Source organism: Actinoplanes sp. NPDC048796 (assembly GCF_040650035.1).
Classification (GTDB): domain Bacteria; phylum Actinomycetota; class Actinomycetes; order Mycobacteriales; family Micromonosporaceae; genus Actinoplanes.
This window is the reverse complement of record NZ_JBEZGO010000009.1, coordinates 225,314-250,554: the sequence shown is the minus strand read 5'-3', so window position 1 is coordinate 250,554 and position 25,241 is coordinate 225,314. Positions and strand designations below refer to the sequence as shown.

Below are 25,241 nucleotides of genomic sequence, written 5' to 3'. Positions count from 1 at the left end.
CGGACTTCGGTAAGGAGTGGCGTGCCCGAGACGGCCCAGGCGCGCGAGGTGATCTGCGCGGGATTCGGGCGGTTCGGTGCCGACACGTCCCCGGCCGAGGGCCTGGCCGACCTCCCGGACGCCCCCGGCCAGATCGCCGCCCTGGCCGGTTCCTTCGCCGACCTCGGCTATGCGCGCACCACCCTCGAACCGGACAGCTCCGCCGAGGACCTGGGTCACGCCGTGCTCGAGGCCATCGACCGCCTGGGTCCCTCCGACATCCTGGTGGTGCATGTCCTCAGCCATGGGTGGATCACCCGTACCGGGGCGCTGCGTGTGGTCGCGGCCGACGGCCGGCACACCGAACTGACCGCCGTGGAGACCTGGCTGCGTGCGGTGGTGGACGCCGGCCCGTACGCGCCGCTGACGCTTTTCCTGCTCGACATCTGCTTCGCCGGGGACGCCGCCCGCCTGAGCTGGCAGCCGCAGTTCAGCGACGAGGACGCGCGGGCCTGGGTGATTGCCGCGTGCGGGCCGTCGGAACGGGCGTACGGCGGCCGGTTCACCCGCGCGGTCACCCAGGTGAACCGCGATCTACTCGAAGGCGTCCTCGACATCGACGAGTCCCGCCGGTACGCACCGATCACCACCATCGCCCAGCGAATCCGGCGCGCGGTGACGTGGGAGGCGGATCGCCGCTTGGCGTTCTCCCAGCGGGTGACCGCGAGTCTGGTGGACATCAGCGCGATGCCGTCCGCGCTGCCGTTCTTCCCGAACCCGCGTCATGCCGGCCACGCCGGGCGCCGGGCGGCCGATCCCTACGCGCGCCTCGCACCGGTCGTCGACCAGCTGGACGACGGCCTCGATCCGGCGCACTTCATCGGCCGGGCCGCGGCGCACGGTCCCGTCGCGACCGCCACGACGACCGGTTTCTTCCGCGGCCGGGACCGGGAGCTGCGTCATCTGGCACCGTGGGCCAACCTCGAAGGTGACGTGACTCTGCGGGTGGTGACGGGCAGCCCCGGCGCCGGCAAATCGGCCCTGATCGGCATCCTGGTCTGCGCCGCCCACCCCGACCTTCACGAGCACACCCGGCCGCTGTGGGAACACCTCGACCACATCCTGCGGCCCTGCCCGCGCTTCGCCGCCGTGCACGCCCACGAACGGGGCCCCCACCAGGTGATCGCGTCGATCGAGCATCAGTTGTTCGGCACCAGAACCGCCGATCTGACAGCGCCGGAGCTGATCGACCGCATCGCCGAACTCGACCAGCCGCCCGTCGTGGTGATCGACGCGCTGGACGAGGCGGTCGACGGGGAAAAGATCATGGAGGATCTGCTCCTGCCGCTGCTCAGGACCACCTGTGCCGACGGACGCGCGGTTCGTCTCCTGGTCGGCATGCGGCCGTGGCGGCGTTTCCGCCCGCTCGTGGCCGAGGCCGAGCGGGCCGGTGGTCTGCTCGACCTCGACCGGGCCGAGCCGGCGCAACTGCGGGAGGACATCCGGCAGTACGTCCTCCAACTCCTGCTGACCGATCGGCGCTGGAACCGGCGCGATGTGGTCGGTCCCGCCATGACCGTGGCCAACGAGGTGGCGACCCGGCTGACCGGGGACGAGGCGCACCGGGAGACGGGCGCCTTCCTGGTCGCCGGCCTGTTCGCCGGCCATGTGCTGAGCGCGTACGACGAACCGGTCGCCGACAACCGCTGGGCGCTGGACCTCGGCGCGACGGTGCCGCTGTCGCTGCCCGGCCTGCTCGAGCTCGACCTGCGGACGCGCGAGTGCGACGACCGCGTCCGCGACACCCTCACCGTGCTGGCGCACGCGCGCGGCGACGGCATGCCGGCGGAGACGTTGCGCCGGGCCCAGGACCCCTCGAGCGACGTCCGTGCCGTCCTCGGCGCGCTGGACGAGGCGCGCTTCTACCTGCGGGCCGGCCCCGACCAGCGGGACGGGACGATCCTCTATCAGCTCTACCATCAGAGCCTCGCCGACCACCTGAAGCCTTCGGCGGACCCCGGGCGCGTGCTCGACGGGCTGCTTTCCGAGGTCGCGCCGCCGGGCGAGGACCCGGGCCGCCGCTGGGACCTGGCCTCGCCGTACACGCTCCGGCACATCGCCGAGCACGCCGACCAGGCGGGACGGCTCGGTGAGATCGTGCTGGACGAGGGATGGCTGGTGGCGGCCGACCCGGCGGTCGTGCGCGAGGCGATGGCACGCAGCGACGACGCCCGGCACCAGGCGGTCGCCGAGATCTACCGGTCCGCCCTGGACGGTGCCGAACCACCGCCGGCCGGCCGCCGGCTGCGGACCGCTCTCGCCCTGGCCGCCGCCCGCGCCGGCCACTCGGCGATGGTGCGGCGTCTCGTCGATCTGCCCGGTCACGAGGCGCTGTCCTGGCGGCCGCGCTGGTCGCTGTCGTTCGGAGACCGTCGCTGCACCGCCCTGGCGCTCGGCTCGACCGGCAGCGGCTCGATCGTGGCGGTCGGCGAACAGGACGGTTCGGTCTCGGCGCGGGACTTCGCGACCGGCAAGGAGCTGATGCGGGTCCCGGACCGGCACGACGGCGCGGTGACCGCGGTGGCGTTCGGCGCCGCCTTCGGGCGGACTCTGGCGGTGTCCGCGGACGCGGAAGGTGTCGTGCGGATCCTCGACGCCGAGACGGGGGAGCGCTACGGACGCACGGTCGACGTCGACCGGCCGCCCCGGCGCCTCATCGTGGAGCGGACCGCGGGCCGCCCAACCGTGCTGGTGGTGGACACCTCCGGAGCGGCGACGATCATCGACCTGCCCACCGGCCGGCTCCTGGGCTCTCTCACCGAGCCGCTCATGCCGCAGGACGCCATCTGGATCGACGAGCGGGTGGTCTGCCTGGCCCGGGCCACCACCGACGCGGTGGTGATGGTCGACGGTACGGCCGAGCGCTCCCTCACCCACGACGCACCCGTGACAGCGGTGGCTGTCGGATTCGACGAGGCGATCCCCCTGGGCCTCACCGGCGACCAGAACGGCCAGGTCCGGGTGTGGTCGCTGCTCACCGGCACCGAGCTGGACAGCATCCACGTGGGCGTGCCGGTCACCGGCCTGCGCCTGGGCGACCGCGGCCAGGTCCTGGTGGCCACGGCCGGAGAACTGATCGCCCTCGAGATCCACATCGGCCGGCCGGTACCGGCTGCCTCGGCCACCGGCACCGGCTTGCTCCCGTTCCGTCCTCACCCGGCGGGCGTGCGCACCCCGGACACCGCGGACACCACCATCGCGATACCGGACGGCACCCTGGACGACGGCCTCGTGGTCTACGAGGCGGTCCTGTCGGCCTGGTTCAGCGACCGCGGCGCCCGCTTGACGGAATTGGACTGGGCCGGTCCCAGCGACGTCAGCTGGCGCGCGGTCCGCCACGCCGAGCCGAGGATCGGCGGGTTCCTCGGTGGAAGCGGTCTTCCCCAGCGTGTGCCGATGGCTAACCTGGTCCCTCTCCCTCGGGCCGCCCCACAGCCGCCCCCGGTGCGTGATCCCGCCCGGATGGCTCGTTTCCTCACCGGATACTTCCACGGCGTTCGGCGGGTCTGGACCCTGGACGGCGATTAGCTCCTGGGACGTTCAGGGCGGGTGGTTCAGGAGATGGCGGCCCGTGGGGTGAGGCGGGCGGCCCGGACGCATGGGTAGACGCCGGCCAGGACGCCGATGACCACGGCGCCGGCCGCGCCCAGGCCGGCCGGTCCGGCCGGGATGACGAGGGGCCAGTTCTGCCAGGCGGCGTAGCCGACCGTGGCGGCCAGGCCCAGGCCGGCTCCGGCCACGCCGCCGGCGCCGGCCAGGATGACCGACTCGGTGAGGAACTGGCCGCGGATCTGGCCCCGGGTGGCGCCCAGGGCCCGGCGCAGGCCGATCTCGGAGCGGCGTTCGAGCACCGAGACGACCATCGTGTTGGCCACGCCGAGGCCGCCGATGACCAGGGCCACCCCGGCCAGGGCCAGGAACAGCACCGAGAAGCTGCTTTCGGTGGCCCGCTTGGCGGCGAGCGCGTCCGACGGGCGGGTGACGGTCACGGCGCCGGGGCGTTCCGGGGAGATGGTCTCGGCCAGCACGTCGCGTACCGCTTCCAGTTGCGCCTCCTCACCGCGTACGTAAAGAACCGTGGGGTGACCGTCGAAGCCGAGCTCGGACTTCGCGGCGGGCCAGCCGACCAGCACCGACCGGTCGATGTCGGGTGTGAGCGGCGTGGGGCCGAGGATCCCGACCACGGTGAAGCGGCGGTCGCCGATCACCACCTGCGGCGCCGCGTCGCCCCGGGGCAGATCGGTGACGCCCAGCCGGGCCGCCGCCACCGAGCCGAGGACGACGGCCGGGAACCTCTCGGTGGCCGCGGTCAGCCAGGCCCCCGAACGGATCCGGGCCTGGATCGTGGCGGGCAGGTCGAGGCGGGCGGCCAGGGCGGTCAGGCCGCTGGACGCGGTGCGCTCGTTACGGCGTACGGCCGCGTGGGTGTTCGCCACGGCCGACGCGCCGGTCACCGGGCCGATGCGCCGGACCATCTCGACCGCCGACTCGGGCAGCGGCGCGGGCGGCTGGACATCGGGCTGGGCCGTCGCCTGCAGGGTGTTCGTGCCGAGCGCGCTGAGCCGTTCCACCAGGGCGGCCTGACCCGACGCGGGCAGGCCGGTCACCACGATCATCGTGGCGATCCCGATGGCGATGCCGAGCCCGGACAGCGCCGCCCGGCCCGGGCGGGTGCGCACACCCAGCAGGCCGAGCCCGAGCAGGTCGACGGGGCTCATCGGCGTACGTCCGAGACGATCCGGCCGTCGCGGATCTCGACCCGCCGGGGCAGCGCGGCCGCGATGTCACGGTCGTGGGTGATCAGCACGATGGTGGTGCCCTCCTCGTTGAGCCGGCGCAGCAGGTCGAGGACCGTGCGGCCGGTGGCGGTGTCCAGGGCGCCGGTCGGCTCGTCGGCCAGCACCAGCGACGGGCCGTTGGCCAGCGCGCGGGCGATCGCCACCCGCTGCTTCTCGCCGCCGGACAGCTCACTCGGCCGGTGCCGGGCGCGGTGCGCGAGACCGACCCGCTCCAGGGCGTGCAGGGCCCGTTCGCGGCGGTGGCGGCGGGGCACTCCGGCGTAGAGCAGGCCGGTGGCGACGTTCTCGGCCGCGCTCAGCCCGTCGGTCAGGTGGAACTGCTGGAAGACGAAGCCGATCTCCCGGGCCCGCAGCGCCGACAGCCGGCGGTCACGCAGGGTCGCCACGTCCCGGTCTCCGATGCGGACGGTGCCGCTGGTCGGGCGGTCCAGAGTGCCGATGATGTTGAGCAGCGTCGACTTGCCGGAACCGGACGGGCCGACGATGGCGGCCAGCTCGCCGCGGTCGACGGCGAGGCTCACGTCGTCGAGGGCGGTCACCCCGCCGGGGTAGCGCACGCTCACGTGGCCGACCGACACGAGCGTCACGAGGCGACCACCACGTCCATGCCCTCGGCCAGGCCGGGGCCGCTGACCTGCACCCAGCCGTCGGCGAACATGCCGGTCGTGACGCCGACCAGGCCGTCCGGGCCCTGCACGGCGTAGCCGCCCTCGGTCAGCGCCACCAGCGCCTCGACGGGCGCGGCGAGAACGTCCTCGGCCACCTTGCCGGCCACGTTGACCTGCACCCCGGCCGAGTCGAGCCGGGCCAGGTCGGCCGGCTTGTCGGCGGTGACCAGGACGGTCAGCTTGGCCGCGCCGTCGGCCACGCCGCCCTCGGGTGAGGCGAGGGCGCGGCCGACGGAGAGGATCCGGGCTTTGACCGTACGGTCGTCGGGCAGCGTGACGGTCACGTGGTCACCTCGGCCGAGCCCGGCGGCCGTGTCGAGCTCGGCCGAAACGGTGATCACCTTGCGGGTGGAGGTGACCGTCATGAGCTCCGTGTTGGCCGGAGAGCCGGGTTGGACGGTGATCGAGTCGACCCGTACGGCACCGGACTGAACCTCGACGTCGCCGACCGCGATCGTGCCGGTGGGCGGGAGCCCGTTGTCCTCCTGCCAGCGTTTGACGGCCTTGATGAGATCGGCGGTGAGCACGCCTTCCCCGTCCCGGACCGTCGAGGGCTGGTGGCCGATCCGGTAGCCCAGCGCGCGCAGGTTCTTGGCGACGATTCCCACGTCCCGGCCCACCAGGTTCGGCCCGGCGATCGGGCGGTAGAGCGGCATGCCGCCGTAGAAGAGGATCACCGGCTTGTCATCGGCCCGGAAGAGCTGCTTTCCCCGTACGATCGTCGCGCCCGCGACCGGCAACCAGGTCACGGTGGCGCCGGTGTGGCCGGAGAGCGGCCGGGCCGCGCCGAAGCCGACGCTGCCGTCGAGCTTCTTCGTCGTCGACAGGGTGCGGCGCTGAAGCTTCGCCGTCGCGACTTTCTCCTGGGGCACGGGCACCGGCTCCGGGGCCGCCCGGTGCCGGGAGACGGCGACCACTCCGCCGGCCCCGAGCGCCCCGGCCAGCACGATCCCGCCCAGCCAGGCCACGATCTTCGGTTGCATGGCGACGAGCGTCGCCGGAGATCGTTAGAAAGCTGTCAGGTGTCCCGCGAAGATCTCCGGTCCTCGCGCCGCCGACCTACCATCGCCGCCATGTCTGCTCAGGTCCTGCTCGCCGAGGACGATCCCCGCCAGGCCGAGGTGGTACGGCGCTATCTCGTCGCCGAGGGTCACGAGGTCCGTGTCGTGCACGACGGGCGCGCGGCGCTCGAGGCGGCCCGCCGGTGGCGGCCCGGCCTGCTGGTGCTCGACGTGATGATGCCCGGCCTCGACGGCCTGCACGTGTGCCGCACGCTGCGGGCCGAGTCCGACGTGCTGGTGCTGATGCTGACCGCCCGGGCCACCGAGGAGGACATGCTGCTCGGGCTCGAGCTGGGCGCCGACGACTACCTGACGAAGCCGTACAGCCCGAGGGAACTCATGGCCCGGGTCCGGACCCTGCTGCGGCGGGCCGGCCGGGGAGCGCCGCCCGAAGCCGGCGAGCTGCGGCGCGTCGGGCGGCTCGGCATCGACCCGGTACGCCACCACGTCACCGTCGGCGACGAGCGGGTCGAGTGCACCCGCGGCGAGTTCGCCATCCTGGCCGCCCTGTCCGAGCAGCCGGGCCGCGTCCTGAGCCGGGCCCAGCTGCTGCACCACACGCGCGGCATCGACCGCAGCTCCACCGAGCGGACCATCGACGTGCACGTGATGAACCTGCGCCGCAAGATCGAGGCCGATCCGCAGAATCCGGCCCATCTGCTCACCGTGTACGGGGTCGGCTACAAGCTGACCGCGGAGACGCCGTGAGCCGGGTTCCGCTGCGGCACAGCCTGGTCACCCGCCTGCTGGTCACGTCGGTGCTGATCGCCGTCGCCGCCATCGCGGCGACCGCCTGGCTGGCCACCGCCACCGCCACCCGGGCCCTGCGCCAGGAACAGGGCCGCTCGCTGACCGAGGACAAGGGCGTCTACGACCTGCTGGTCGGCTACGCGGCCGGGCACCCCGACTGGTCCGGCGCCCCCGAGCTGATCCGCGACCGGGCGGCCAAACTCGGCCGCCGCATCACCCTGATGACCGCCGACCGGGCGGTGATCGCCGATTCGGGCCCCGGCCCCTCGCTGGCCGGCGCCCGCGCCTCGGCCACCGTCGACCCGCTCAACCTGGATCTGGCGCTCAGCGGCGGCACGGAACGCATCGACCCGCGCGCGACCGGCCCGTTCCTGGTCCCACCGGCCCAGCGCGGCCGGCTCGACAAGCTGGCGGCCGACACACTGACCTGCATCCGCGAGGGTGGCGGCGACGGCGAGGTGGTAAGGCTGCCCAACGGGCGCCCGTCGGTCGTCCCGACCGGACCGGGCATCGACAGCAACGCCGCGGCCTGCAACGACCGGCTGCCCACGGCGACGACGCCGGCCGAGCAGGGCCCGCTGCGCGAGCTCGGGCGACTGGTCACCACCTGTGCCCGGCTGCCCCGGGAGCTCCGGCTCGGCGTACGGCCGGACTTCTCGACGTACTTCCTGATCGCCGACCGTCCCGAACCGGTGGCCGTGCCCGACAGCACCAGCGCGGCCGCGCCGCCGGCCCGGGTCCGCGGCTGTGTGGAGAAGTCCCGACGGGCCATGCTTCAGTCGTACGTCGCCCCGCCCGCCCTGCTGTTCGTCACCGACCCCGCCGCGGGCGCCGACCAGACCCGGTTCACGCTGTCCGAGCAGAACACGATCCGGATCGTCGCCACCACCGGCGGCGTCCTGCTGGCCACCATCGGGGTCACCGTGCTGGTCGGCCGCCGCCTGGTCCGCCCGCTGCGGGTGCTCACGGAGGCCGCCGGCCAGGGCCCGGTGCCGGTGTCGACCCGCGACGAGATCGGCCGGCTGGCCCGCGCCCTCAACGACTCGACCGAACGCCGTGACCGCGCCGAGGCGCAGCGCCGGGCCATGGTCAGCGACGTGGCGCACGAGCTGCGCACCCCGCTCACGAACATCCGCAGCTGGCTCGAGGCGGCCCAGGACGACCTGGCGCCCACCGACGCCCAGCTCGTCGGCCTCCTGCACGAGGAGGCCCTGCTGCTCCAGCACATCATCGACGACCTGAGCGACCTGGCCGGGCCGCTACGGCTGGACCTGCGGCCGGCGCCGCTGCGCGAGGTGCTGGCCCAGGTGGTCGACAGTCACCGGGCTCCGGCCCACGCGGCCGGGGTCCGCCTGACCATGGAGGTGACGGGCCAGCCGGTGGTGAAGGCCGACGCCGTCCGGCTGCGGCAGCTGATCGGCAACCTGGTCTCCAACGGCATCCGCTACACCCCGCGCGGCGGCTCGGTCACGGTGACCGCGACGGACACGACCATCACGGTCCGGGACACCGGCGTCGGCATCGCCCCGGAGAACCTCCCGAAGATCTTCGACCGCTTCTGGCGAGCCGACGAGTCCCGCAGCCGCGCCACCGGCGGCAGTGGCCTGGGCCTGGCCATCGCCCGCAAACTGACCGAGGCCCACGGCGGCGGCATCGAGGTACGGAGTGTCCCCGGCGAGGGAACCACCTTCACGGTTCGGCTCAAGGCCCCCGATCCGGAAGAATGGTGAGCATGCGGGGCTGGGTGCGGGTACGGGACTGGGTCGAGCCCGACGAGGCAGCCGCGTGGACCGGCGACTGGCTGGTCCAGTGGTGCGGCGCCGCCCCGGTCGCCGGCGGCGGGGACAAAAGACAGCTGGTCGCCCGCATGTGGACCCGCCGCAAGGCACAACGAAGCCCGAAGCAGCGAACCGTCATCACCGCCGAACTCTGGCGCGAACAGAACGGCCTCCACGAGCTGCTGCTCTTCCTGGAGGGCCCGGCGGCGCCCCGGCGCCTCTGACGTCAGTGTCACCGCGTACCACCACCCGGATGAGCACTACCGCTTGCAACTGTGGCCGGGCATAGTTTCTGCGTGCCGTTGCTGAACCTGCTGCGCCCGCTGTTCACCATGCTCGGTGGGGTGGCCCTGAAACGGGCCATGCGCGATCGCCGGGTCATCCGGGGGCTCAAGAAGGTGCGGGCGCTGCCGCGGACGGAGACCGACCCCGGCGCCGTCTACGCGCGGGCCGTCGTCGCCTTCGCCGAAGGCCGGTCGGAGGCGGTCGAGCTGCTGCTCAGTGACCGGTACATGCAGGAGTCGTTCCTCGCCGGCTTCGAGAGCGGCGACTGGAAGGGCTGGCGGGTCGAGCTGGTGAACACGGTCGACCGCGGTCGCGAGAGCGGCGAGTTCGGCCACCTGACCCACCAGGACGTGCGCGCGGTCGACGACAGGTTCATCGAGGCGTTCCTGAAGACGGTCGCGGCCGGTCGTACGCCGCACGAGACGGAGCTCGTGCACAAGGTGGACGCGGTGGCCGAGCAGGTCCGGGCCGTGCGCGAGGCCGAGGAGGCCCGGCGCCAGCGGATCGAACCGGCCCGCGCCGCCCTGACCCCGCTCGACCGGCTGAGCCGCGACGTCGGAGCCTGGCTGGCCGCCAAGCGGTACGGAACCGTCTTCGAGCTGCCGGAAGAGGCCGGGACGCGGGGCTGGATCGTCCGCATGCCCGCGGCGACCGGCGGGCCCGGCCACGTGGCGGTCCTCGCGGTCGACGGCGAGATGCGGGCCAAGCACGTGCAGCGGGCGCAGCGGATCGTCGCCGACGGCCGGGCCGACAGTGCGTGGACGGTGGCCGCCCAGCGCATCAGCCCGGCTGCCCGGAGCGCGGCCCGCGACACCGGCGTGACCTGCCTGACGCTCGCCGGGCTGGTCGGCATGTCGGCCGACTTCACGCCGTACCTCGACTGGCTCGAGGCCGAGGCCGCCCGGCTGCGCCTGGACACCGCGTACGTCACGCTGTCCGGCGTCCGGGAGGAGCTCGACCTCGACGGGGTGCGCCAGGCCGACAGCGAGTACAGCTGGCGAGACGGTGGGCTCGAGACGGTCGTACGGCAGTGGCTGGACGACCCGGACGGCGACCACCTGTCGGTGCTGGGCGAGTTCGGCACCGGCAAGAGCTGGTTCAGCCTCCACCTGGCCTGGACGATGGGCCGGGCCTGGTCGGCGGCCCGCGCGGCCGATCATCCGGAACGGCCACGGCTGCCGTTGCTCGTGCCGCTGCGTGACTACGCGAACGTCTCCGACGTCGAGGCGGTCGCGGCCAAGTTCTTCGCCGACCACGACATCCCGATGACCACCGAGCTGTTCCGGTACCTCAACCGCACCGGCCGCCTGCTGCTCATCCTGGACGGTTTCGACGAGATGGCGGCGCGCGTCGACCGGCACACGATGGCGTTCAACTTCGAACAGCTCGCCAAGATCGCGGTGCCCGGCTCGAAGGTCCTGCTGAGCAGCCGAACCGAGTACTTCCCGGACGCCGAGCGGGTGCGGGCGCTGTTCGCCGGTCAGGAACTGGCCCCGGCCGAGGGCCGCACGAGATTCGACGTCATCGAGATCGCGCCGCTGGACGACGAACAGATCGGCCGGATGCTACGCGGGCGTACCGATGACGACGCCCTCGTGGAACGGGTTACCCGCAACTCGTACCTGCTCGACCTGCTCCGCCGCCCGGTGATGTCGGACCTGGTGATGACGGCGATCCCGTCGATCAGCGCGGACCAGCCGATCGACATCGCCCAGGTGTACCTGCACGCCCTGCGGGCCAAGATGGACAACGACATCGGCATGGCCCGCACCTTCACCGACCGGGTCGACAAGGTCTTTTTCCTGTGCGAGCTCTCCTGGCAGATGCTGTCGGAGAACGCGATGACGCTCAACTACCGCGAGTTCCCGGACAAGCTGCGCACCTTCCTCGGGTCGGCGGTCAGCAAGGCCCGCGACATCGACCACTGGGAACAGGACATGCGGGCCCAGACGCTGCTGGTCCGCAACGCGGCGGGCGACTACCGGCCGGCCCACCGGTCGCTGCTGGAGTTCTTCGTCGCCTACAAGTTCGCGGCCGAGCTGGGCCTGCTGGGCGGCCCGTTCCTCGACCTCATCGGCGGGATCGCCGGCGCGGCCGACGCGACCTGGTCGGAACACATGCGCAGCGACCGGGTCGACGGCCGCCTGAAGCCGCTGGGGCGGCTCCGCCCGGAGCCGACGTCCACGCTGGCCGAGACGTTCGGCGCCCTGGCCCTCGATCACACCTTGCTGACGTTCCTGCGCCCGATGCTGGCCGGCGTCACCGATGAACAGCTACTGGCGATCGCCCACACCACGCGCGACGAGCCGGCCGGCCTGGTCGCCGCCAACTGCGTCAAGCTTCTGAGCCAGTACGACGGTGTCGACCTGTCCGATCTGGCCTTGCCCGGCTTGAAGATCGCCCAGCCGTACGGCCTGCGGGCCGGCGAGAGACGCACGACCATGCGCCACGCGGATCTGCGCCGGGCCGACCTGAGCGACTCGGATGTCATCACGGTCGACCTCACCGGCACGGATCTGACCGGCGCACAACTGACCGGGGCATCGGCGTTGCGGTCGGACCGGCGGATCCACGCCGTTGCCGTCACACCCTCCGGCGCGATCGTGGCCGAGATGGCCCACGAGTGCGGTGTCTGGACCGACGGCGATCTGACAAGCGAGTTCCGTACGCTGGCCACCTCGTCGGGCCTGGCATTGACGAAGTCGATGTCCCTGTTGGTTCTCGACGACCGGCGCGTCTACAGCTACACGGCCGGGCCGGCTGTCATCGACATGGTGACCGGCCAGCGCTCCAAGGTTCGCAACCTCCGATGGGCGGTGCCACTCACCTGGCAGGGCGAATCAGCGGTGCTGACCGAGAGTCGCGAGGAAGGCCGGCTCGACGTGTTGGCCCGCGCGACGCTGGAAAAAATCGGCACTTGTGAGGACCCTAGCCCGCGCCGCCGGACTGGGCGGCGGTCGGCCATCCACGAGATACCAGGCGGCGGTCTGAGTTGCACCCGCTACTCCGAAGGCAGGCTCCACGTCAGTCGCCTCGACGAGGCAACCGGTCGATGGTTGTCGATGGCCGACACGGTCCTCGGCCCGGGCGCGATGTCATTCATCGATGGTGGTTATCTCCTGTACGTATCGCTGGAAGACGGCCCGACGATGATCGGGCCGGACGGACAGATGCTGGCCGGTCCCGAAGACCTCCACGGCGCGCCGTGGCCGGACTTCGCCGGCGAACTGCGCTATTACCCCGATCAGCGGATGCTGCTCCGTGCGGACGGCGGGAAGCTGACCGCGTGGCCTTTGGCCGGCAGCAACGCGGCGTGGTCGGCGCGGATTTCAGGATTGCACGCAGGTACCGACGCCCATCCCGATGGGGAGACGTTCCTGTACGCGGCGGCCACCGGTGAAGTAGGCCGCCGCCGGATCGACACCGGGGCCCTGGTGGCACGCACCTCGCTTCACGAAGGGCTACGGGGCGCCCGGATCTCCCGATCATGCGGCTTGAAGGCGGAGCTGCTGGACGCGTTCGCCCTCGCCGGCGCGGTCCTGGTCGATTGAATGCCTCGAGCGGATCACCGCGCCGACCCGGCCCCACCCGCCGGCCACCGCCCTCGGCCCGCCCAGTCGGCCGACCCATGCCACACCCCGTCGCGGCCTCACAGCAGCAGCGGGAACATGATGCCGGTGGCGGTGGCGCCGACCGCGGCGCCGGCGAGGACCTGGGCCGGTGTGTGTTCTTTCAGCCGGACCCGGGCCCAGCCGACCGCGGCGACGAGGAGCCAGCCCGGTGACACCGCGGGGCCGTAGACGACGGTCAGGGCGGCCACGGTGCCGGCCGCGACCAGGGCGTGCAGCGAGATGCCCCACCGCGCGAAGACGGTGACCGGCACGGCGATCAGCAGGGCGGCCACCATCGAGGCGATCAGGGCCAGCAGCTCCCTCGGCGCCCCGGCCAGGGCGAGCGCGGCGGTTCCGAGCGCCGTCGAGAGCAGGATGATCAGCAGGGGCACCCGTCGTTGGGAGTGCACCACGACGTGTTTGTCGCTGAGCCTTCCCTTTCGGACGCCGTGGAGGATGTACAGCACCGGCAGCACGCTCGCCGCCGCGGTCGCGACCAGGCCGTAGACCACCGCCTGCAGCGCGGTGTCCGACGAGTGCCACGCCACCAGCAGGAGCAGCGCGGCGACCAGGATGCCCGGCGTGAACACCTCGGTGATCAACCGCGCCGGCCGGGAGCTAGTCATCGAGGGCCGGGTCGAACCAGGCGCGTGCGGAGGGGAGCGCCAGCAGGACGGCGATGCCGCCACCGATCAGGGCCCGGAGGACACTGCCGGCCGAGACCGAATGCTGGTAGAACCACTCGGCCGGCGCGGCGAGCACCTGGACGCCGGCGATCACCATGACGAAGCGGGCGATTCCGCGGGCCCGCCGCAGGAGCTTGTAGGCGAACGAGGCCCCGACCGCCGTGCAGACGATCAGCGAGCCGATCACCCACTCGGCGCCGCTGACCTTGTCGTTGCCGCCGTCGTGGACCATGACCACGAAGAACGACAAGCATCCGATCCCGATGAGCACGCAGGCCGCGACAACGGCGTACGGCGGGCCTAAGCGCCCTGGGAACATCGCACTCATCGGCCTGAGACTATCTGAGACGGGCGTTGACTGAGCCGACCATGCTCTTCGGGTATGACCCGTGCGCTTCTTCCTCTCCTGCTCCTCGGCGCGCTGCTGAGCGGTTGCGACGGCCCTAAGGAGCCGCCGGCGACACCGTCCAGCTCGGCCTCACCCGCCGCTGTCGCGCCGCCGGTCGTGGACACCCGCGCGTTCGGTGAGCTCGAGCGCCGGTTCGGGGCGCGGCTCGGGGTGTACGCCGTCGACACGGGCACCGGGCGCACGGTCGCCCACCGCGCCGACGAGCGTTTCGCGTACGCGTCGACCTTCAAGGCCCTGCTGGCCGGCGTGCTGCTGCGGGATCTGTCCGGCGCCGAGCTGCGGCGTACCGTCACGTACACCGAAGCGGACCTTCTGGAATGGGCGCCCGTCACCTCCCGGCACGTGGCCACGGGCCTGCCGGTCGAGGCCCTGATCGCCGCCGCGGTCCAGCACAGCGACAACACGGCCGCCAATCTGCTGTTCCGGCTGGTCGGCGGCCCGCCGGGGTTGCAGCGCGAACTGCGGAGGATCATCGACGGCACGACGTACGTCACCCGGACCGAACCCGCGCTGAACGAGGCCGTTCCGGGCGACCGGCGGGACACGAGCACGCCCCGGGCGCTCGGCGCCGATCTGCGGCGGTTCGTGCTCGGTGACGACCTGCCCGCGCCCCGCCGGCAGAAGCTGATCGACCTGCTGGTGGGCAACACGACCGGCGACACCCTCATCCGGGCCGGCGTGCCGGCCGGCTGGAAGGTGGGTGACAAGACCGGCAGCGGCGGCCACGGCACCCGCAACGACATCGCCGTCGTCTGGCCGCCCACTGGCGGCCCGCTGGTCATCGCCATTCAGTCGGACCGCCGTACGCCCGGCGCGTCCTCGGACGACACCCTGATCGCCGAGGCGGCCCGGGCGGTAGTAGCCCAGCTGCCGGCCACCGGGTGACTCTGCGGACGCCGCCCTCACCGCTCAACCGGTGTCGCGTCCGGGCCGGGCACGGGGCGGCCGCCGTGTTCGGCGAGGTCGGCGGGGCGGCCGGTGGTGCTGGTCGCCGTGAGCGCGGCGGCGAACAGGAACATCTGGTTGATGGCGTTGAGGAAGACCAGCAGACCGACCGCTCCGGCGACCAGCTGATAGACGGGGTTGGCCTCGGTCAGCCGTACGTACACACCGCCGATCGTCTTGAGCAACTCCATGGCCACCGCCACCAGCAGCGCCGGCCCGATCAGCCGGCGCCACGGCATGCGCACCCGCGGCAACCCGGTCAGGGCACCGCAGGCCAGGACCAGGTTCACCGCGACGCCCAGCAGGAACCCCAGGGCGGTGAGCCACCGATGCGGCAAGCCGGCGGGCGGTGGCCCGCGCGTCACGCAGCGCCTCCACATCCATCGTCGGCAGGTCCTTCGCGACGTAGTGCTGGATCGAACGGAGCACCCCCGGGTCGTCCAGCACCGGCCCGAAGACGGCGAACGCCACCAGTTGAAGCGCGAAGGTCGCGAAGAACGCGTAGTACGTCACCGCGGCGGACAGCCGGCCGCCGTCGGCCTGGTCGTACCGGACGCCGGCCCGGATCAGATGGTCGATCCAGCCGAACCGCCGGCGAAGCCGCCGGCCGGCCGCCACGAGGTACGCGAGAGGACGCCGAGCCATCCGGCCCGACTACCCCGGCCGGCCGGGCTCAGTCGTACCGCCGCCCGGCTGGTTTGCCGGCCGGAGCCGGGGTGGCCGGTCGCGGCCGGTGACGGTCCCCGTGCCGGGCCGGCGCGGTGAGCTGCCGGACGAGCCGCGGCGGCGAGTGCTCGCGGCCGACGCGGTCGAGCAGGCCGTGCCGCTGGCGCAGATCGACGACATCGACGCCGAGGCGGTGCTACGCGACGCCAGGGGCTCGGCGGGACTGCACGTGATCTGACGTCAGGCGGCGGCGCGGGCTCCGTCACAATTCCCGTATTCGGCACATTTGCCATCGCGTCTGCGGATACTTTTTGCGACCGGATCACCCGCTCGTCAAGAGGAAGCCGCAGCGTGAACCCGATCACGATCGTCGCCGGGAGCCTCACGCTCTGCGCGCTGGTCGTGCTGATCCTGCGCCGCAAGGTCAAACCGGTGGTCGAGGCCGCCGGCCGGGACCTGCTGGCGTGGGTGGAACCGCATCTGCCGCCGGGCCTGTGCCGGGTGGCGCGCCGGTGGTACGAGCGGGTCGACCCGGCCACGGCCCGTTCCATCCTGGTGGCCGCGATCGCCGCGGGTGTCGCCTGGTCGGCGGCCACCACCCTGCAGATCGTCGGCGCGGTCACCGCCTCCATCTCGGCGATCCTGTCGGTGCACCTCAGCTCGCACGCCTCGCTCCGGGACGGGACGAAACGCCTGGTCGGCACCCTGGCCGGGATCGGCGTCGCGGTGGGGGTGTGGGGGGTGTTCGGCCCGAGCCCGGTGTCCATCGCCGTGATCGCCGGGTGCGGGCTCATCGTGGGCCGGGTGCTGCGCCTGGGCGACGGCTCGGTCACCGTGCCCGCGACCTCGCTGGGCGTGCTGGTCGCCGGCAGCGCCGTCACCGAGACCTTCGTGTGGGAACGGGTCGGCGCGACCGGCCTGGGCATCGTGGTCGGCATCATCCTGTCCCCGCTGGTCGGCGGGATGACCCCGCTGGAACGGGCGCACGGCAAGCTGGCCCATCTGTCGACCGAGATCGCGAGCCTGCTCGGCGACCTCGGGGCCGGCGCCGCCCGCGGGTACGGCCGGGACCAGGCCGCGCAGTGGCTGGCGCGGTCCCGCGAGCTCGGCGAGACGCTGGGTGAGGCGGTCGACGCCGTCGAGGACCTGGACCGGCAGGCCCGCTGGTCGCTGACCACACCGTTGACCGAGGTGGCGCCGGTGCACCACACGTTCCGGGTCCTCGAGCACGGGGTGCACCAGGTGAACTCGGTGGCCCGGACGCTGTTCGACGCGGCCGCGACACCACACTGCCCCGGCGTGCCGGACGACATCGGCCCGCTGCTCACGGCCGCCTCGGAGGCGTTCGCCGCGCACGCCACGCTGGAGACCGACCCGGACGCCGACACCACGCAGGACGCCGGCAACCTGGAAGACCTGCTCGACGGCTTGCGCGAGGCCCGCCGGCAGACCTTGCACAAGGTGCGTACGGGCATCGAGGACACCGGGGTGCTGGTGCTCACCGGCTCGATCATCACCGACATCGACCGGATGGCCGGATCGCTGGAGCGTTCGGCCCCGGCCCTCGCCGTCGGCGAACGGGAGAAGGGCCCGGGCATCCCGGCGGTGTCCGAGGTCGTACCCGTCGTCCGCAGCTTCTGGGAGAAGGCGGTGACCCCGAAGAGCGGCGGCGGGGCGGACGGCTGACAGATCGACGTGCGATGATCGGTCAATGGCCGAGCACGACGACCTGCACACCGACCGTCCTCACCCGGCGCGGGTCTACGACTACCTGCTCGGCGGCAAGGACAACTTCGCGGCCGATCGCGAGGCGGCACACCGGGGCCTGAAGGCCAACCCGGACAGCCGGATCCCGCCACGCGAGAACCGGCTGTTCCTGCGCCGGGCGGTGCGGTTCCTGGCCGAGCGGGGCATAGACCAGTTCCTCGACATCGGTACGGGCATTCCCAGCGCTCCGAACGTGCACCATGTCGCCCAGGCGGTCGAGCCCCGGTCCCGGATCGTCTACGTCGACAACGACCCGATCGTGCTGGCCCACGCCCGGGCCCTGCTGACCGGCGATCCCCGCGGGCGGACCGAGTACGTCGACGCCGACCTGCGCGACGTCGACGCCATCCTCCGCGCGGCGACCCGCACCGGCGCCCTCGACCTCGACCGCCCGGTCGGCCTGCTGCTCATCGCCATCCTGCACTTCATCGGCGACGAGGACGAGCCGGGAAAGATCGTGGAACGGCTGCTGGCCGCGCTGCCGCCCGGCAGCTACCTGGCGCTGTCCCACCTGACCGGCGACTTCCGCCCGGAGGCGTGGGCCCAGGTCGCCGAGATCTACCGCCGGCAGGGCGTCACCATGCGGGTCCGCTCCAAGCCGGAGATCGAACGGTTCTTCACCGGCCTGGAGATGGTCGACCCGGGCCTGCGGGTCGTCCCGGCGTGGCGGCCCGACCTCGGCGAGCCCACGGAGCCCGCGCCGTCCGACGACCAGGTGTCCGTCTACGGCGCGGTCGCGCGTAAGTAGACCCGCTCAGTGGGGCCGGGCCGGGCGTACCAGGCCCGCGTCGTAGGCGGCGATGACCAGCTGGGCGCAGTCGCGGGCTCGACCATGCTGAACCGCGTGCTCAGTTCCCGAGCAGGTCGTGCAGCGCCGCCGCGGCCAGGGTGTCTCCGCCCTCCGCGGCCAGGCGGAAATGTCGCTCGGCTCCGGCCAGATCGCCGTGGCTCTGGAGCAGGTTCGCCAGGTTGTGATGGGCGTGGGTGTCGCCGAGCTCGGCGCCGGCCCGGTAGGCGGCTTCCGCGGCGCCGGCGTCGCCGAGGACATCGGCGTAGAGGTTCCCCAGCGGAACCATGCTGTCCGTCTCGCCCAGCTCCATGCCGCGCAGCAGCACCAGCCGGCCCTCTTCGATCCGGCCCGTGGTCACCAGCAGGTCGCCGAGGTCCGCGCGGGTGGAGGGGTAGAGCTCCGCTCCGGCGCGCAGGGCCGGCTCGAGCGAAGGGTCGAGGCTTTCGTCCCAGCGCCAGCAGGCCAGCACCGCCGCGGCCAGTTCGTTGCCCGCGGCAGCGGCGCGTTCCATCGCCCCCATGGCCGCGTGGCGCTCGCCCTGCTCCCGCAGACAGAAGGCCAGCCCCAGGGCGCCGCCGCTGTCGCCGGCCCGTTCGGCCCGCTCGTAGGCGCGCATCTCGCCGGCCAGGTCGCCCAGTTCGTGCAACACCAGACCGAGGTTCAGCCACGCGCCGGTCTCGCCACGCTCGAGGGCGACCTCGTAGGCGTCCACCGCTTCCGGGAAGCGCCTCTGGCCGGCCAGGGTGTTGCCGAGGTTGAAGGCGCCGGCGGCGTCACCCAGCTCCGAGGCCCGCCGAAAGCAGCACTCCGCGCCGTCAGCCTCGCCGCTGTCCGCGAGATCGCACCCGATGTCGATCAGCTCGTCGACGTCGGAGGTTGCGTGCGCCCGGCGCAGCAACTGAGCTGAGGTCGTCTCCACGATCGTGATCGTGCCTCACGGGCCGGGCCGTGCGCGAACGGAAATGCCGGCTTCGGCGACATGGTGGGCGGCGGGGTACAGCAAACGAAGCGCGCGGATGGCATGATCTCGGCCATGTCGCTGAGTCGCCGCCATGTCCTGGGTGCCGGAGCCGCCGCGCTGACCGCCGCCGTCGCCGGCTGTGGCCGGGACAAGAACGACTGGGTCAAAGGACAGGACAGCGGCGGTACGGGTGGTGGAGTCGCCGCCGCGGCCGCCCCGGCGTATGTGGCGCCGCTCAAGGCCGTACTCACCAAGTATCTGAAAGCGACCCCGGCCAACCCGAAGCACCCGACCTATGCCGGGGCCGCGCTGGTCGTGATGGTGAACAACTCGACGACCGTGAACCTCGCCGTCGGGCACGCGCTGCGCTACGGCGCCGGGCCGGTCGAGCTGGCCGCGGCCAAGCGGGTGGCCATGCGAACCGACTCGATCTTCGATCTCGCCTCGCTGACCAAGGTGTACGTGGCGATCGCCCTGCTTCAGCAGGTCGACAAGGGCAAGGTCGATCTGAACGCCCCGGTCGCCCGCTATCTGCCCGGGTTCACCGGCACGAACAAGGCCAAGGTGACCGTACGGATGTTGCTCGCGCACACGAGCGGGCTGCCGGTCGGCGTCACCGGGGTGAAGGGCCTGTCGGCCGCCGCCCAGCGGGCCCGGGTCCTGGCCACGCCGCTGGTCAGCGGGGCCGTGCCCGGTAAGACGTTCCGCTACTCGAGCGCCGGCCTGATGGTCGCCGGCCAGATCGTCGAGAAGGTCACCGGCACCAGCCTCGATGTGGCCGTCCGCAACGGCATCACCACCCCGATGGGCCTGCGGTACATGGGCTTCAACCCGCGCAAGTGGCTCTCCGCGGCCGACCAGGCGGCGCGGCTGGTGGCGACCGACGCCCGGACGTCCCGCGGTCTGCTGCGCGGGGTCGTGCACGACGACATCGCGGCCCAGATGGGCGGGGTGATCGGCAGCGCCGGGCTGTTCGGCACGGCCCGCGACGTCGCCCTGACCGGTCAGATGCTGCTGGCCGGGGGCGTCTACGGTGGCAAGCGCCTGTTGTCGGCGGCCATCGTCAAGCAGATGCTCACCAACCAGAACGCCGGCCTGCCCGCCGTCGACCCGGAGCGGCCCGGCCGCCCGTCCGACCACGGTCTCGGCGTGACCCTGCGCCAGCCCTGGTTCATGGGCAACCTGTCGTCGCCCACGACGTTCGGCCACACCGGATTCACCGGCACCTCGCTGCTGGTCGACCCGCGGCGCAAGCTGGTGGTGTCGCTGATGACCAACCGGGCCCACCCGAACTGGAGCTGGGCCAACCCCGACCCGATGCGGGCCGAGGTCGCTTCCACGCTGGCCCGGTACTTGTAGACCCTCAGCGCCCGTTACCTTTTTGATCGTCCCCAGCCGGGGCTGCTCGGTCGCTCGGTCCGGTATGACTTACTGCTTCTGTCGCACGCATGATCCGGGGGGTGTTGTCGCCGGGCCGGGTGGCGTCGGCGAGACCGCTGATAGGGACCCGGCCACCCGCATTCTGGGTCGGTCTCTTCGTAACGTGGCTGCCGGCAGTCCGACGCTCAGATACGGCGGCCGAGCCCATGATGGACATCGTGGGAGACGAAGACGTGAGCGACGAGTACGGCGTATTCCTCGGCTTGGACGTCGGCAAGAGCGATCACCATGCGGTCGCGCTGGACCCAACAGGTAAACGGCTGCGCGATTCGCCGCTGGGCATCAGATCGCTTACCTGCCCGGTCTGGTCATGCGCCGGCTCGCCGATCCGCACCCGGGCACGGCGAAAACCGACGCCCGTGACGCCTATGTGATCGCGGACGCCGCTCGCACGTTGCCGCACACGCTGCGTCGGGTCGATGCCGGTGATGACACTCTGGCCGAGTTGGAGATGCTGGTCTTACCGAGATCGTCAAGCCGCGGGCACCGTGCATGGGTGCCCGCCTTGTCGAGCAGATCTTTACCGCCTTGGACGCCCAGACGGTGGTCGTTCCCGGCACGACCGCGACAGAGACCATCCTGCCGAAGCTGGCCAATAGCCCGCGGGAGCTGCTGAAACAGGGTGAAGAGCTCGCCGGGCGGATCGAGGGGATGCTCGATGCCCGCCGTTCGAACACCAGCATCTGCGGGGAGCACCCGCCCAAGGGCGGCAACAAGCAGCTCAAACGCGCGTTGTTCCGGTCTGCGTTCGCGGCCCTGTCCGACCCGCTCAGCCGGGCCCTACGACCGCAAACGCGCTGAGGGCAAGAGACACAAACCGGCGGAAAAGCTCGCCCTCGCCGCTTGACAGAACCCATAGGGACATCCCTCCGCACGGGTTCATAAGATCTTCAGGTAGCTAGATGGTCGAGATACTTGTATAACAAGATTCATGACTACGGAGATATCTGGCCGTCGGCGGTGGCTGGGCCTGATCGTGGTCAGCCTCGGTGTCGCGATGATCATCGTGGACGCGACGATCGTGAACGTCGCGGTGCCGTCGATCATCGACGATATCGGCGCCACCTCGAGCGACGCGCAGTGGATCCAGGAGTCGTACACCCTGGTCCTGGCCTCGCTCCTGCTGGTCGCCGGCCGTACGGCCGACCGGGCCGGCCGGCGCCGGCTGTTCATGGCCGGCATCGGCGTCTTCGTCCTCGGCAGTGTCGGATGCGCCCTGGCCCCAACGCCACCCGTGCTGATCGCCTGCCGGCTGGTGCAGGGCATCGGCGGAGCGATGATCCTGCCCACGTCCCTGTCGCTGCTCAACGCCAACTTCACCGGGCGGGAGCGCGGTATCGCGTTCGCCGTGTGGGGCTCCACCATCGGCGGCACGGCAGCGCTCGGGCCACTGCTCGGTGGCTGGCTCACCACCGAGTTCAGTTGGCGGTGGGCGTTCGGGATCAACGTCCCGCTCGGGCTGCTGTTGCTGATCGGCGCGCCGCTGCTGCTGCCCGAGTCGCGCGAGCCTCGCCGCCGTGGCGGCAACGACTGGGCCGGCACCGTCCTGTCCGTGGTGAGCCTGGCCGCGCTCGTCTTCGCGCTCATCGAGGGCCGCGAGTACGGCTGGTTCGAGCGCACCGGTCCGGTGGACGTGGCCGGCCTGAGCTGGACGGCGCGATTGTCGCCGGTGCCGTTCGCCTTCGCGCTGGCCGTGGCCGGCCTGCTGGCTTTCGTGCTGGTGGAGCGGCGCCGCAACGCGGCCGGCCGGCCCGTCCTGCTCGACTTGAGGCTGTTCGCCATCTCCTCGTTCCGCAACGGCAACGTGGTGGCCGGTGTGGTCAGCCTGGGCGAGTTCGGCCTGCTCTTCGCGCTGCCGCTGTGGCTGCAGAACGTGCGGGGCTACAGCGCGTTCGAGACCGGGCTGGTCCTGCTGCCGCTGGCGGCCGGAAGTTTTGTGGCCAGCGGCTTGGCCGTCCCGCTCACGGCCGCCCGGGGCGCCGTCTTCTCCGTACGGCTCGGGATTCTGCTGGAGCTCGCCGGGGTCGTCGGCGTCGGGCTGGTCGCCGCGCCCGGCGCCGCCTGGTGGCAGGTCGCGCCGATGCTGTTCGTCTACGGCGTCGGCGTCGGCCTGGCCACCGCCCAGATCACCGGGGTGGTGCTGGCCGACGTGCCGGTGGAGATGAGCGGCCAGGCCTCCGGCACTCAGAGCACGACCCGGCAGCTCGGCTCGGCCCTGGGTATCGCGGTGCTGGGCACCGTCCTGTTCAGCGTCCTCGCCGGGCAGCTGAGCACCGCGCTTCAGGACCGCGGCCTGCCGGAGCGGCAGCGCTCGGCGATCGTGTCGGCGGTCAAGGACAGCGGGGGCGCGGCGATACCCGGTCTGGCCGCCGCCCCGCCGACGGCACCCCTGGCCGCCGACGCCGAGCGGGCGTTGTCGACGGCCACCCGATGGACGGCGTTCACGGCGGCCGGGTTCCTGCTGATCGGCCTCATCGCCTCGGTGCGGCTGACCCGTCGCTCTCGCCGAGACCGCTCCGAACGCGGGTCTTGACCCGTCGCGGCCGGAGCGGTCCCGGCTGGGGGCATCGCTACCCGTACGTGATGTCGCTGCGGTTGACCTTGCAGTTGGCGTCGTTCCAGCCCTCGCCGAGGTACTTGGGCTCGCTGCCCTTGGCCACGCCCTGGTACTTGCCGCAGACCGTGGCGCTGGAGCTGTTGCGCAGGGTGACGCGGGTGATGGTGGCCGTGTCGCCCCAGTTGCTGTTGATGCCGGCGACCATGTCGATGTCGTTCAGCAGCACGTTGTCGATTTTGACATGGCGCTGGTACGAGCTGGAGCAGTTGCCGCAGGCGCGGTAGAGCTTGCCGGAGCCGCTCAGGTAGAAGCCGGAGATGCTGACCGTGCCGTTGCCGTTGTGCTGGAACGTCTTGTCGCTGCCGGACCGGGCGCCGCCGCCGATGACGTAGCTGGTGCCGCCGCCGGTGCCCTTGAAGGTGGCAGCGTCCTCGCCGATGTCGTTCCACCACACGTTGCGGATCGTGCAGGTGCCCTCGCAGTGCACGCCGTCGCCGGCCGGGGAGCCGATGATGACGTTCTGCAGGGTGCCGCCGTTCGCGATCTTGAACATCGGGTCCTGGGATTCGTTCTGCGAGCCGTCACCGATGCAGCAGTACGTCTTCATGCCCCCGTCGAAGGTGCCCGAGACGTTGATCGTGCCCGAGACGCTGGCCGAGCCGGCCGAGGACGGCCAGGAGCCGGTCGGCGTGCCGGGGTTCGTGGGCGGGGTGGTCGGTGGTGTGGTGGGTGGCGTCGTCGGCGTCGTGCCGCCGCCACCGCCGTACGTCTCGAACTCGGCGATCCGCGGCGCGCCGGACGCGCTGGTGATGTCGAGGGTCAGCTTCTTCAGCGACGTCGAGGCGAACGAGATGGTGCTCGGGCTGCCGCTGCCGCTGGCCAGGACGGCGCCGCTGTCGGCGTTGAGCACCCGCCAGGCGCCGATCGAGCCGCCGCCGGAGGCCTGCCGGACGACGGCCGAGGACACCGTGGTGGCGCTGCCCCACTTGACCGAGACGTATCCGGTCGAGCCGTTGGGCGACCAGTAGGTGCCGGTGTTCCCGTCCTTGACGTTGCCGTAGCTGGTGCCACTGGCCTTGCTGGACCCGTCGGCGCCGGCCCCGAGGCTCAGGTTGTCGGCGGCCAGGGCCGGGCCGGCCGGCAGGGTCAGCATGATGGTGGCGGCCGCGACGGCGGTGGCCCCCACGCTGAGGGCGATCGATCGTTTCATCCTCGTCTCGCTTTCGTCGGTTCGGGTGCGTCGCGCTACCGCCCACGAAGGAAAGCGCTTACCTCGGGACGATAGATATGCGTCGATGCCGAAACAAGGAGTTGCAGGATTTGCAGTGAAAGACTGTTCGCCATGATCACGGAAGATCGGCTCGAACAGGCCAGGGAAGCGTACGAGCGGGCCGTGTACGGCGGTGACCCCGGCCCGCTGACGGACGCCGAGCGGGCGCTGGACGCGCTCGAGGCGGACACGGCCCTGGCGCGGGGGAAGATCCGGCACGCGCGGTTCCAGAGCGGTGACGGGCCGGCCGCCGAGGATCCGGCCGAGCTGCCGTTGTTCGAGCGGGCGCTCGAGCTGTACCGGGCTCTGAACGACGCGCGCGGTGAGGCCGAGGCGCTGTTCTGGATCGGCTGTGTCCACCAGTTCATCCGGCGCGACAACGAGACCGCGACGCCGTACCTGGAGCTCGCCGCGGAGGCCGGGGACAAGCACACCCGATCCGAGGCTCTGCGGCACCTGGGCATCGCGGCCCACGCCGCCGGCCGGCTGGACGAGGCTCGCCAGTACCTGGAGGAGTCGTCCCGGCTGCGCCGCGAGACCGGGTCACTGGCCGGTGTGGCCTCCAACATGGTCGGCCTGGCCTACATCGCGGCCGCGCAGGATCGCCGCCCGGACGCGCTCGCCATACTCGACGAGGCCCAGGCCATCGCCCGCGATCACGGTGCGCACGCCATCACGCGGCACCTCGAGCAGGCCCGAAGCCGGATCTGACCCGGGCGGTGGCGATCGGCGGGCCGGAGCGCGCCGATCGCCACCGGT

21 protein-coding genes and 1 pseudogene are annotated in these 25,241 nt (G+C 72.1%); 14 read left to right on the top strand and 8 right to left on the bottom strand.

The window, feature by feature from the left end; translation table 11 throughout:
• The first annotated feature begins 21 nt into the window (after positions 1 to 21).
• Positions 22 to 3,567: a hypothetical protein gene (locus AB0C26_RS32425; protein ID WP_360255254.1), complete on the top strand. Its 3,546-nt coding sequence runs from the start codon at positions 22 to 24 to the stop codon at positions 3,565 to 3,567.
• A gap of 26 nt (positions 3,568 to 3,593) precedes the next feature.
• Here AB0C26_RS32425 and AB0C26_RS32420 read toward each other — a convergent pair whose 3' ends face one another.
• The 3 genes from AB0C26_RS32420 to AB0C26_RS32410 are packed head-to-tail and all read right to left on the bottom strand — an operon-like array spanning position 3,594 to position 6,489.
• Positions 3,594 to 4,757: an ABC transporter permease gene (locus AB0C26_RS32420; protein ID WP_360255252.1), complete on the bottom strand. Its 1,164-nt coding sequence runs from the start codon at positions 4,755 to 4,757 to the stop codon at positions 3,594 to 3,596.
• The gene (locus AB0C26_RS32415) at positions 4,754 to 5,425 is read right to left on the bottom strand and encodes an ABC transporter ATP-binding protein (protein ID WP_360255249.1); all 672 of its coding nucleotides are present in this window, start codon (positions 5,423 to 5,425) and stop codon (positions 4,754 to 4,756) included. Before AB0C26_RS32415 ends, AB0C26_RS32420 begins: the two co-directional genes overlap by 4 nt.
• Positions 5,422 to 6,489: a peptidoglycan-binding domain-containing protein gene (locus AB0C26_RS32410; RefSeq protein WP_360255247.1), complete on the bottom strand. Its 1,068-nt coding sequence runs from the start codon at positions 6,487 to 6,489 to the stop codon at positions 5,422 to 5,424. The genes AB0C26_RS32415 and AB0C26_RS32410 overlap by 4 nt, the downstream gene beginning before the upstream one ends.
• A gap of 90 nt (positions 6,490 to 6,579) precedes the next feature.
• On the opposite strand from AB0C26_RS32410, the gene AB0C26_RS32405 reads away from it, so the two are divergent.
• From AB0C26_RS32405 to AB0C26_RS32390, 4 genes are all read left to right on the top strand, one after another.
• Positions 6,580 to 7,275, top strand: a complete 696-nt coding sequence (locus AB0C26_RS32405) for a response regulator transcription factor (RefSeq protein ID WP_360255245.1) — start codon at positions 6,580 to 6,582, stop codon at positions 7,273 to 7,275.
• Positions 7,272 to 9,047, top strand: a complete 1,776-nt coding sequence (locus tag AB0C26_RS32400; protein ID WP_360255243.1) for a HAMP domain-containing sensor histidine kinase — start codon at positions 7,272 to 7,274, stop codon at positions 9,045 to 9,047. The genes AB0C26_RS32405 and AB0C26_RS32400 overlap by 4 nt, the downstream gene beginning before the upstream one ends.
• A 2-nt stretch (positions 9,048 to 9,049) precedes the next feature.
• Complete coding sequence (locus AB0C26_RS32395) at positions 9,050 to 9,319, top strand: hypothetical protein (protein ID WP_360255240.1); 270 nt, start codon at positions 9,050 to 9,052, stop codon at positions 9,317 to 9,319.
• A 72-nt stretch (positions 9,320 to 9,391) separates the two neighbouring features.
• Positions 9,392 to 12,931 (top strand): pentapeptide repeat-containing protein, encoded by a 3,540-nt coding sequence (locus AB0C26_RS32390; RefSeq protein ID WP_360255238.1) that lies wholly within the window; start codon positions 9,392 to 9,394, stop codon positions 12,929 to 12,931.
• A gap of 98 nt (positions 12,932 to 13,029) precedes the next feature.
• Here the strand turns inward: AB0C26_RS32390 and AB0C26_RS32385 are convergent, their stop codons facing one another.
• Positions 13,030 to 13,617, bottom strand: a complete 588-nt coding sequence (locus AB0C26_RS32385; protein ID WP_360255236.1) for a phosphoesterase PA-phosphatase — start codon at positions 13,615 to 13,617, stop codon at positions 13,030 to 13,032.
• Positions 13,610 to 13,927: a hypothetical protein gene (locus tag AB0C26_RS32380; RefSeq protein WP_360255233.1), complete on the bottom strand. Its 318-nt coding sequence runs from the start codon at positions 13,925 to 13,927 to the stop codon at positions 13,610 to 13,612. The genes AB0C26_RS32385 and AB0C26_RS32380 overlap by 8 nt, the downstream gene beginning before the upstream one ends.
• A 132-nt stretch (positions 13,928 to 14,059) precedes the next feature.
• Here AB0C26_RS32380 and bla point away from each other — a divergent pair, with 132 nt between their 5' ends.
• Positions 14,060 to 14,971 carry a class A beta-lactamase gene (bla, locus tag AB0C26_RS32375; protein ID WP_360255231.1) on the top strand — a complete coding sequence of 304 codons (912 nt, stop codon included), beginning with the start codon at positions 14,060 to 14,062 and terminating at the stop codon, positions 14,969 to 14,971.
• Between the two features lie 17 nt (positions 14,972 to 14,988).
• Here the strand turns inward: bla and AB0C26_RS32370 are convergent, their stop codons facing one another.
• A complete protein-coding gene (locus AB0C26_RS32370) occupies positions 14,989 to 15,396 on the bottom strand; it encodes a YhjD/YihY/BrkB family envelope integrity protein (RefSeq protein ID WP_360255229.1) in 408 nt (135 codons plus the stop codon).
• 368 nt (positions 15,397 to 15,764) lie between these two features.
• On the opposite strand from AB0C26_RS32370, the gene AB0C26_RS32365 reads away from it, so the two are divergent.
• From AB0C26_RS32365 to AB0C26_RS32355, 3 genes are all read left to right on the top strand, one after another.
• The gene (locus tag AB0C26_RS32365; RefSeq protein WP_360255227.1) at positions 15,765 to 15,935 is read left to right on the top strand and encodes a hypothetical protein; all 171 of its coding nucleotides are present in this window, start codon (positions 15,765 to 15,767) and stop codon (positions 15,933 to 15,935) included.
• Positions 15,936 to 16,048: 113 nt separating this feature from the next.
• Positions 16,049 to 17,383 carry an aromatic acid exporter family protein gene (locus AB0C26_RS32360; protein WP_360255225.1) on the top strand — a complete coding sequence of 445 codons (1,335 nt, stop codon included), beginning with the start codon at positions 16,049 to 16,051 and terminating at the stop codon, positions 17,381 to 17,383.
• A gap of 25 nt (positions 17,384 to 17,408) precedes the next feature.
• Positions 17,409 to 18,212, top strand: coding sequence for an SAM-dependent methyltransferase (locus tag AB0C26_RS32355; RefSeq protein ID WP_360255223.1), 804 nt, complete (start codon positions 17,409 to 17,411; stop codon positions 18,210 to 18,212).
• Positions 18,213 to 18,312: 100 nt separating this feature from the next.
• Here the strand turns inward: AB0C26_RS32355 and AB0C26_RS32350 are convergent, their stop codons facing one another.
• Entirely contained in the window at positions 18,313 to 19,173 is an 861-nt protein-coding gene (locus AB0C26_RS32350; protein WP_360255221.1) for a tetratricopeptide repeat protein, read from the bottom strand.
• A gap of 114 nt (positions 19,174 to 19,287) precedes the next feature.
• Here AB0C26_RS32350 and AB0C26_RS32345 point away from each other — a divergent pair, with 114 nt between their 5' ends.
• From AB0C26_RS32345 to AB0C26_RS32330, 4 genes and pseudogenes are all read left to right on the top strand, one after another.
• A complete protein-coding gene (locus AB0C26_RS32345; RefSeq protein WP_360255218.1) occupies positions 19,288 to 20,574 on the top strand; it encodes a serine hydrolase domain-containing protein in 1,287 nt (428 codons plus the stop codon).
• A 230-nt stretch (positions 20,575 to 20,804) separates the two neighbouring features.
• Positions 20,805 to 21,073 (top strand): annotated as a pseudogene (locus AB0C26_RS32340) (transposase); the annotation flags it as partial.
• A gap of 74 nt (positions 21,074 to 21,147) precedes the next feature.
• Positions 21,148 to 21,456 carry a hypothetical protein gene (locus AB0C26_RS32335; protein ID WP_360255532.1) on the top strand — a complete coding sequence of 103 codons (309 nt, stop codon included), beginning with the start codon at positions 21,148 to 21,150 and terminating at the stop codon, positions 21,454 to 21,456.
• 130 nt (positions 21,457 to 21,586) lie between these two features.
• Positions 21,587 to 23,188 carry a DHA2 family efflux MFS transporter permease subunit gene (locus tag AB0C26_RS32330; RefSeq protein WP_360255216.1) on the top strand — a complete coding sequence of 534 codons (1,602 nt, stop codon included), beginning with the start codon at positions 21,587 to 21,589 and terminating at the stop codon, positions 23,186 to 23,188.
• A 37-nt stretch (positions 23,189 to 23,225) separates the two neighbouring features.
• On the opposite strand, the gene AB0C26_RS32325 is transcribed toward AB0C26_RS32330, so the two are convergent.
• Positions 23,226 to 24,422, bottom strand: coding sequence for a pectate lyase (locus AB0C26_RS32325; RefSeq protein ID WP_360255214.1), 1,197 nt, complete (start codon positions 24,420 to 24,422; stop codon positions 23,226 to 23,228).
• Between the two features lie 132 nt (positions 24,423 to 24,554).
• Here AB0C26_RS32325 and AB0C26_RS32320 point away from each other — a divergent pair, with 132 nt between their 5' ends.
• The gene (locus AB0C26_RS32320) at positions 24,555 to 25,193 is read left to right on the top strand and encodes a tetratricopeptide repeat protein (RefSeq protein WP_360255211.1); all 639 of its coding nucleotides are present in this window, start codon (positions 24,555 to 24,557) and stop codon (positions 25,191 to 25,193) included.
• Positions 25,194 to 25,241 lie beyond the last annotated feature (48 nt).

Excerpts from the sequence above, each read along its gene's own strand:
- AB0C26_RS32385 (WP_360255236.1), bottom strand. The coding sequence starts at position 13,617 with ATGACTAGCTCCCGGCCGGCGCGGTTGATCACCGAGGTGTTCACGCCG.
- AB0C26_RS32420 (WP_360255252.1), bottom strand. The coding sequence starts at position 4,757 with ATGAGCCCCGTCGACCTGCTCGGGCTCGGCCTGCTGGGTGTGCGCACC.
- AB0C26_RS32355 (WP_360255223.1), top strand. The coding sequence starts at position 17,409 with ATGGCCGAGCACGACGACCTGCACACCGACCGTCCTCACCCGGCGCGG.
- AB0C26_RS32325 (WP_360255214.1), bottom strand. The coding sequence starts at position 24,422 with ATGAAACGATCGATCGCCCTCAGCGTGGGGGCCACCGCCGTCGCGGCC.
- AB0C26_RS32320 (WP_360255211.1), top strand. The coding sequence starts at position 24,555 with ATGATCACGGAAGATCGGCTCGAACAGGCCAGGGAAGCGTACGAGCGG.
- AB0C26_RS32335 (WP_360255532.1), top strand. The coding sequence starts at position 21,148 with ATGGGTGCCCGCCTTGTCGAGCAGATCTTTACCGCCTTGGACGCCCAG.
- AB0C26_RS32330 (WP_360255216.1), top strand. The coding sequence starts at position 21,587 with ATGACTACGGAGATATCTGGCCGTCGGCGGTGGCTGGGCCTGATCGTG.
- AB0C26_RS32410 (WP_360255247.1), bottom strand. The coding sequence starts at position 6,489 with ATGCAACCGAAGATCGTGGCCTGGCTGGGCGGGATCGTGCTGGCCGGG.
- AB0C26_RS32405 (WP_360255245.1), top strand. The coding sequence starts at position 6,580 with ATGTCTGCTCAGGTCCTGCTCGCCGAGGACGATCCCCGCCAGGCCGAG.
- AB0C26_RS32395 (WP_360255240.1), top strand. The coding sequence starts at position 9,050 with ATGCGGGGCTGGGTGCGGGTACGGGACTGGGTCGAGCCCGACGAGGCA.
- AB0C26_RS32345 (WP_360255218.1), top strand. The coding sequence starts at position 19,288 with ATGTCGCTGAGTCGCCGCCATGTCCTGGGTGCCGGAGCCGCCGCGCTG.
- bla (WP_360255231.1), top strand. The coding sequence starts at position 14,060 with ATGACCCGTGCGCTTCTTCCTCTCCTGCTCCTCGGCGCGCTGCTGAGC.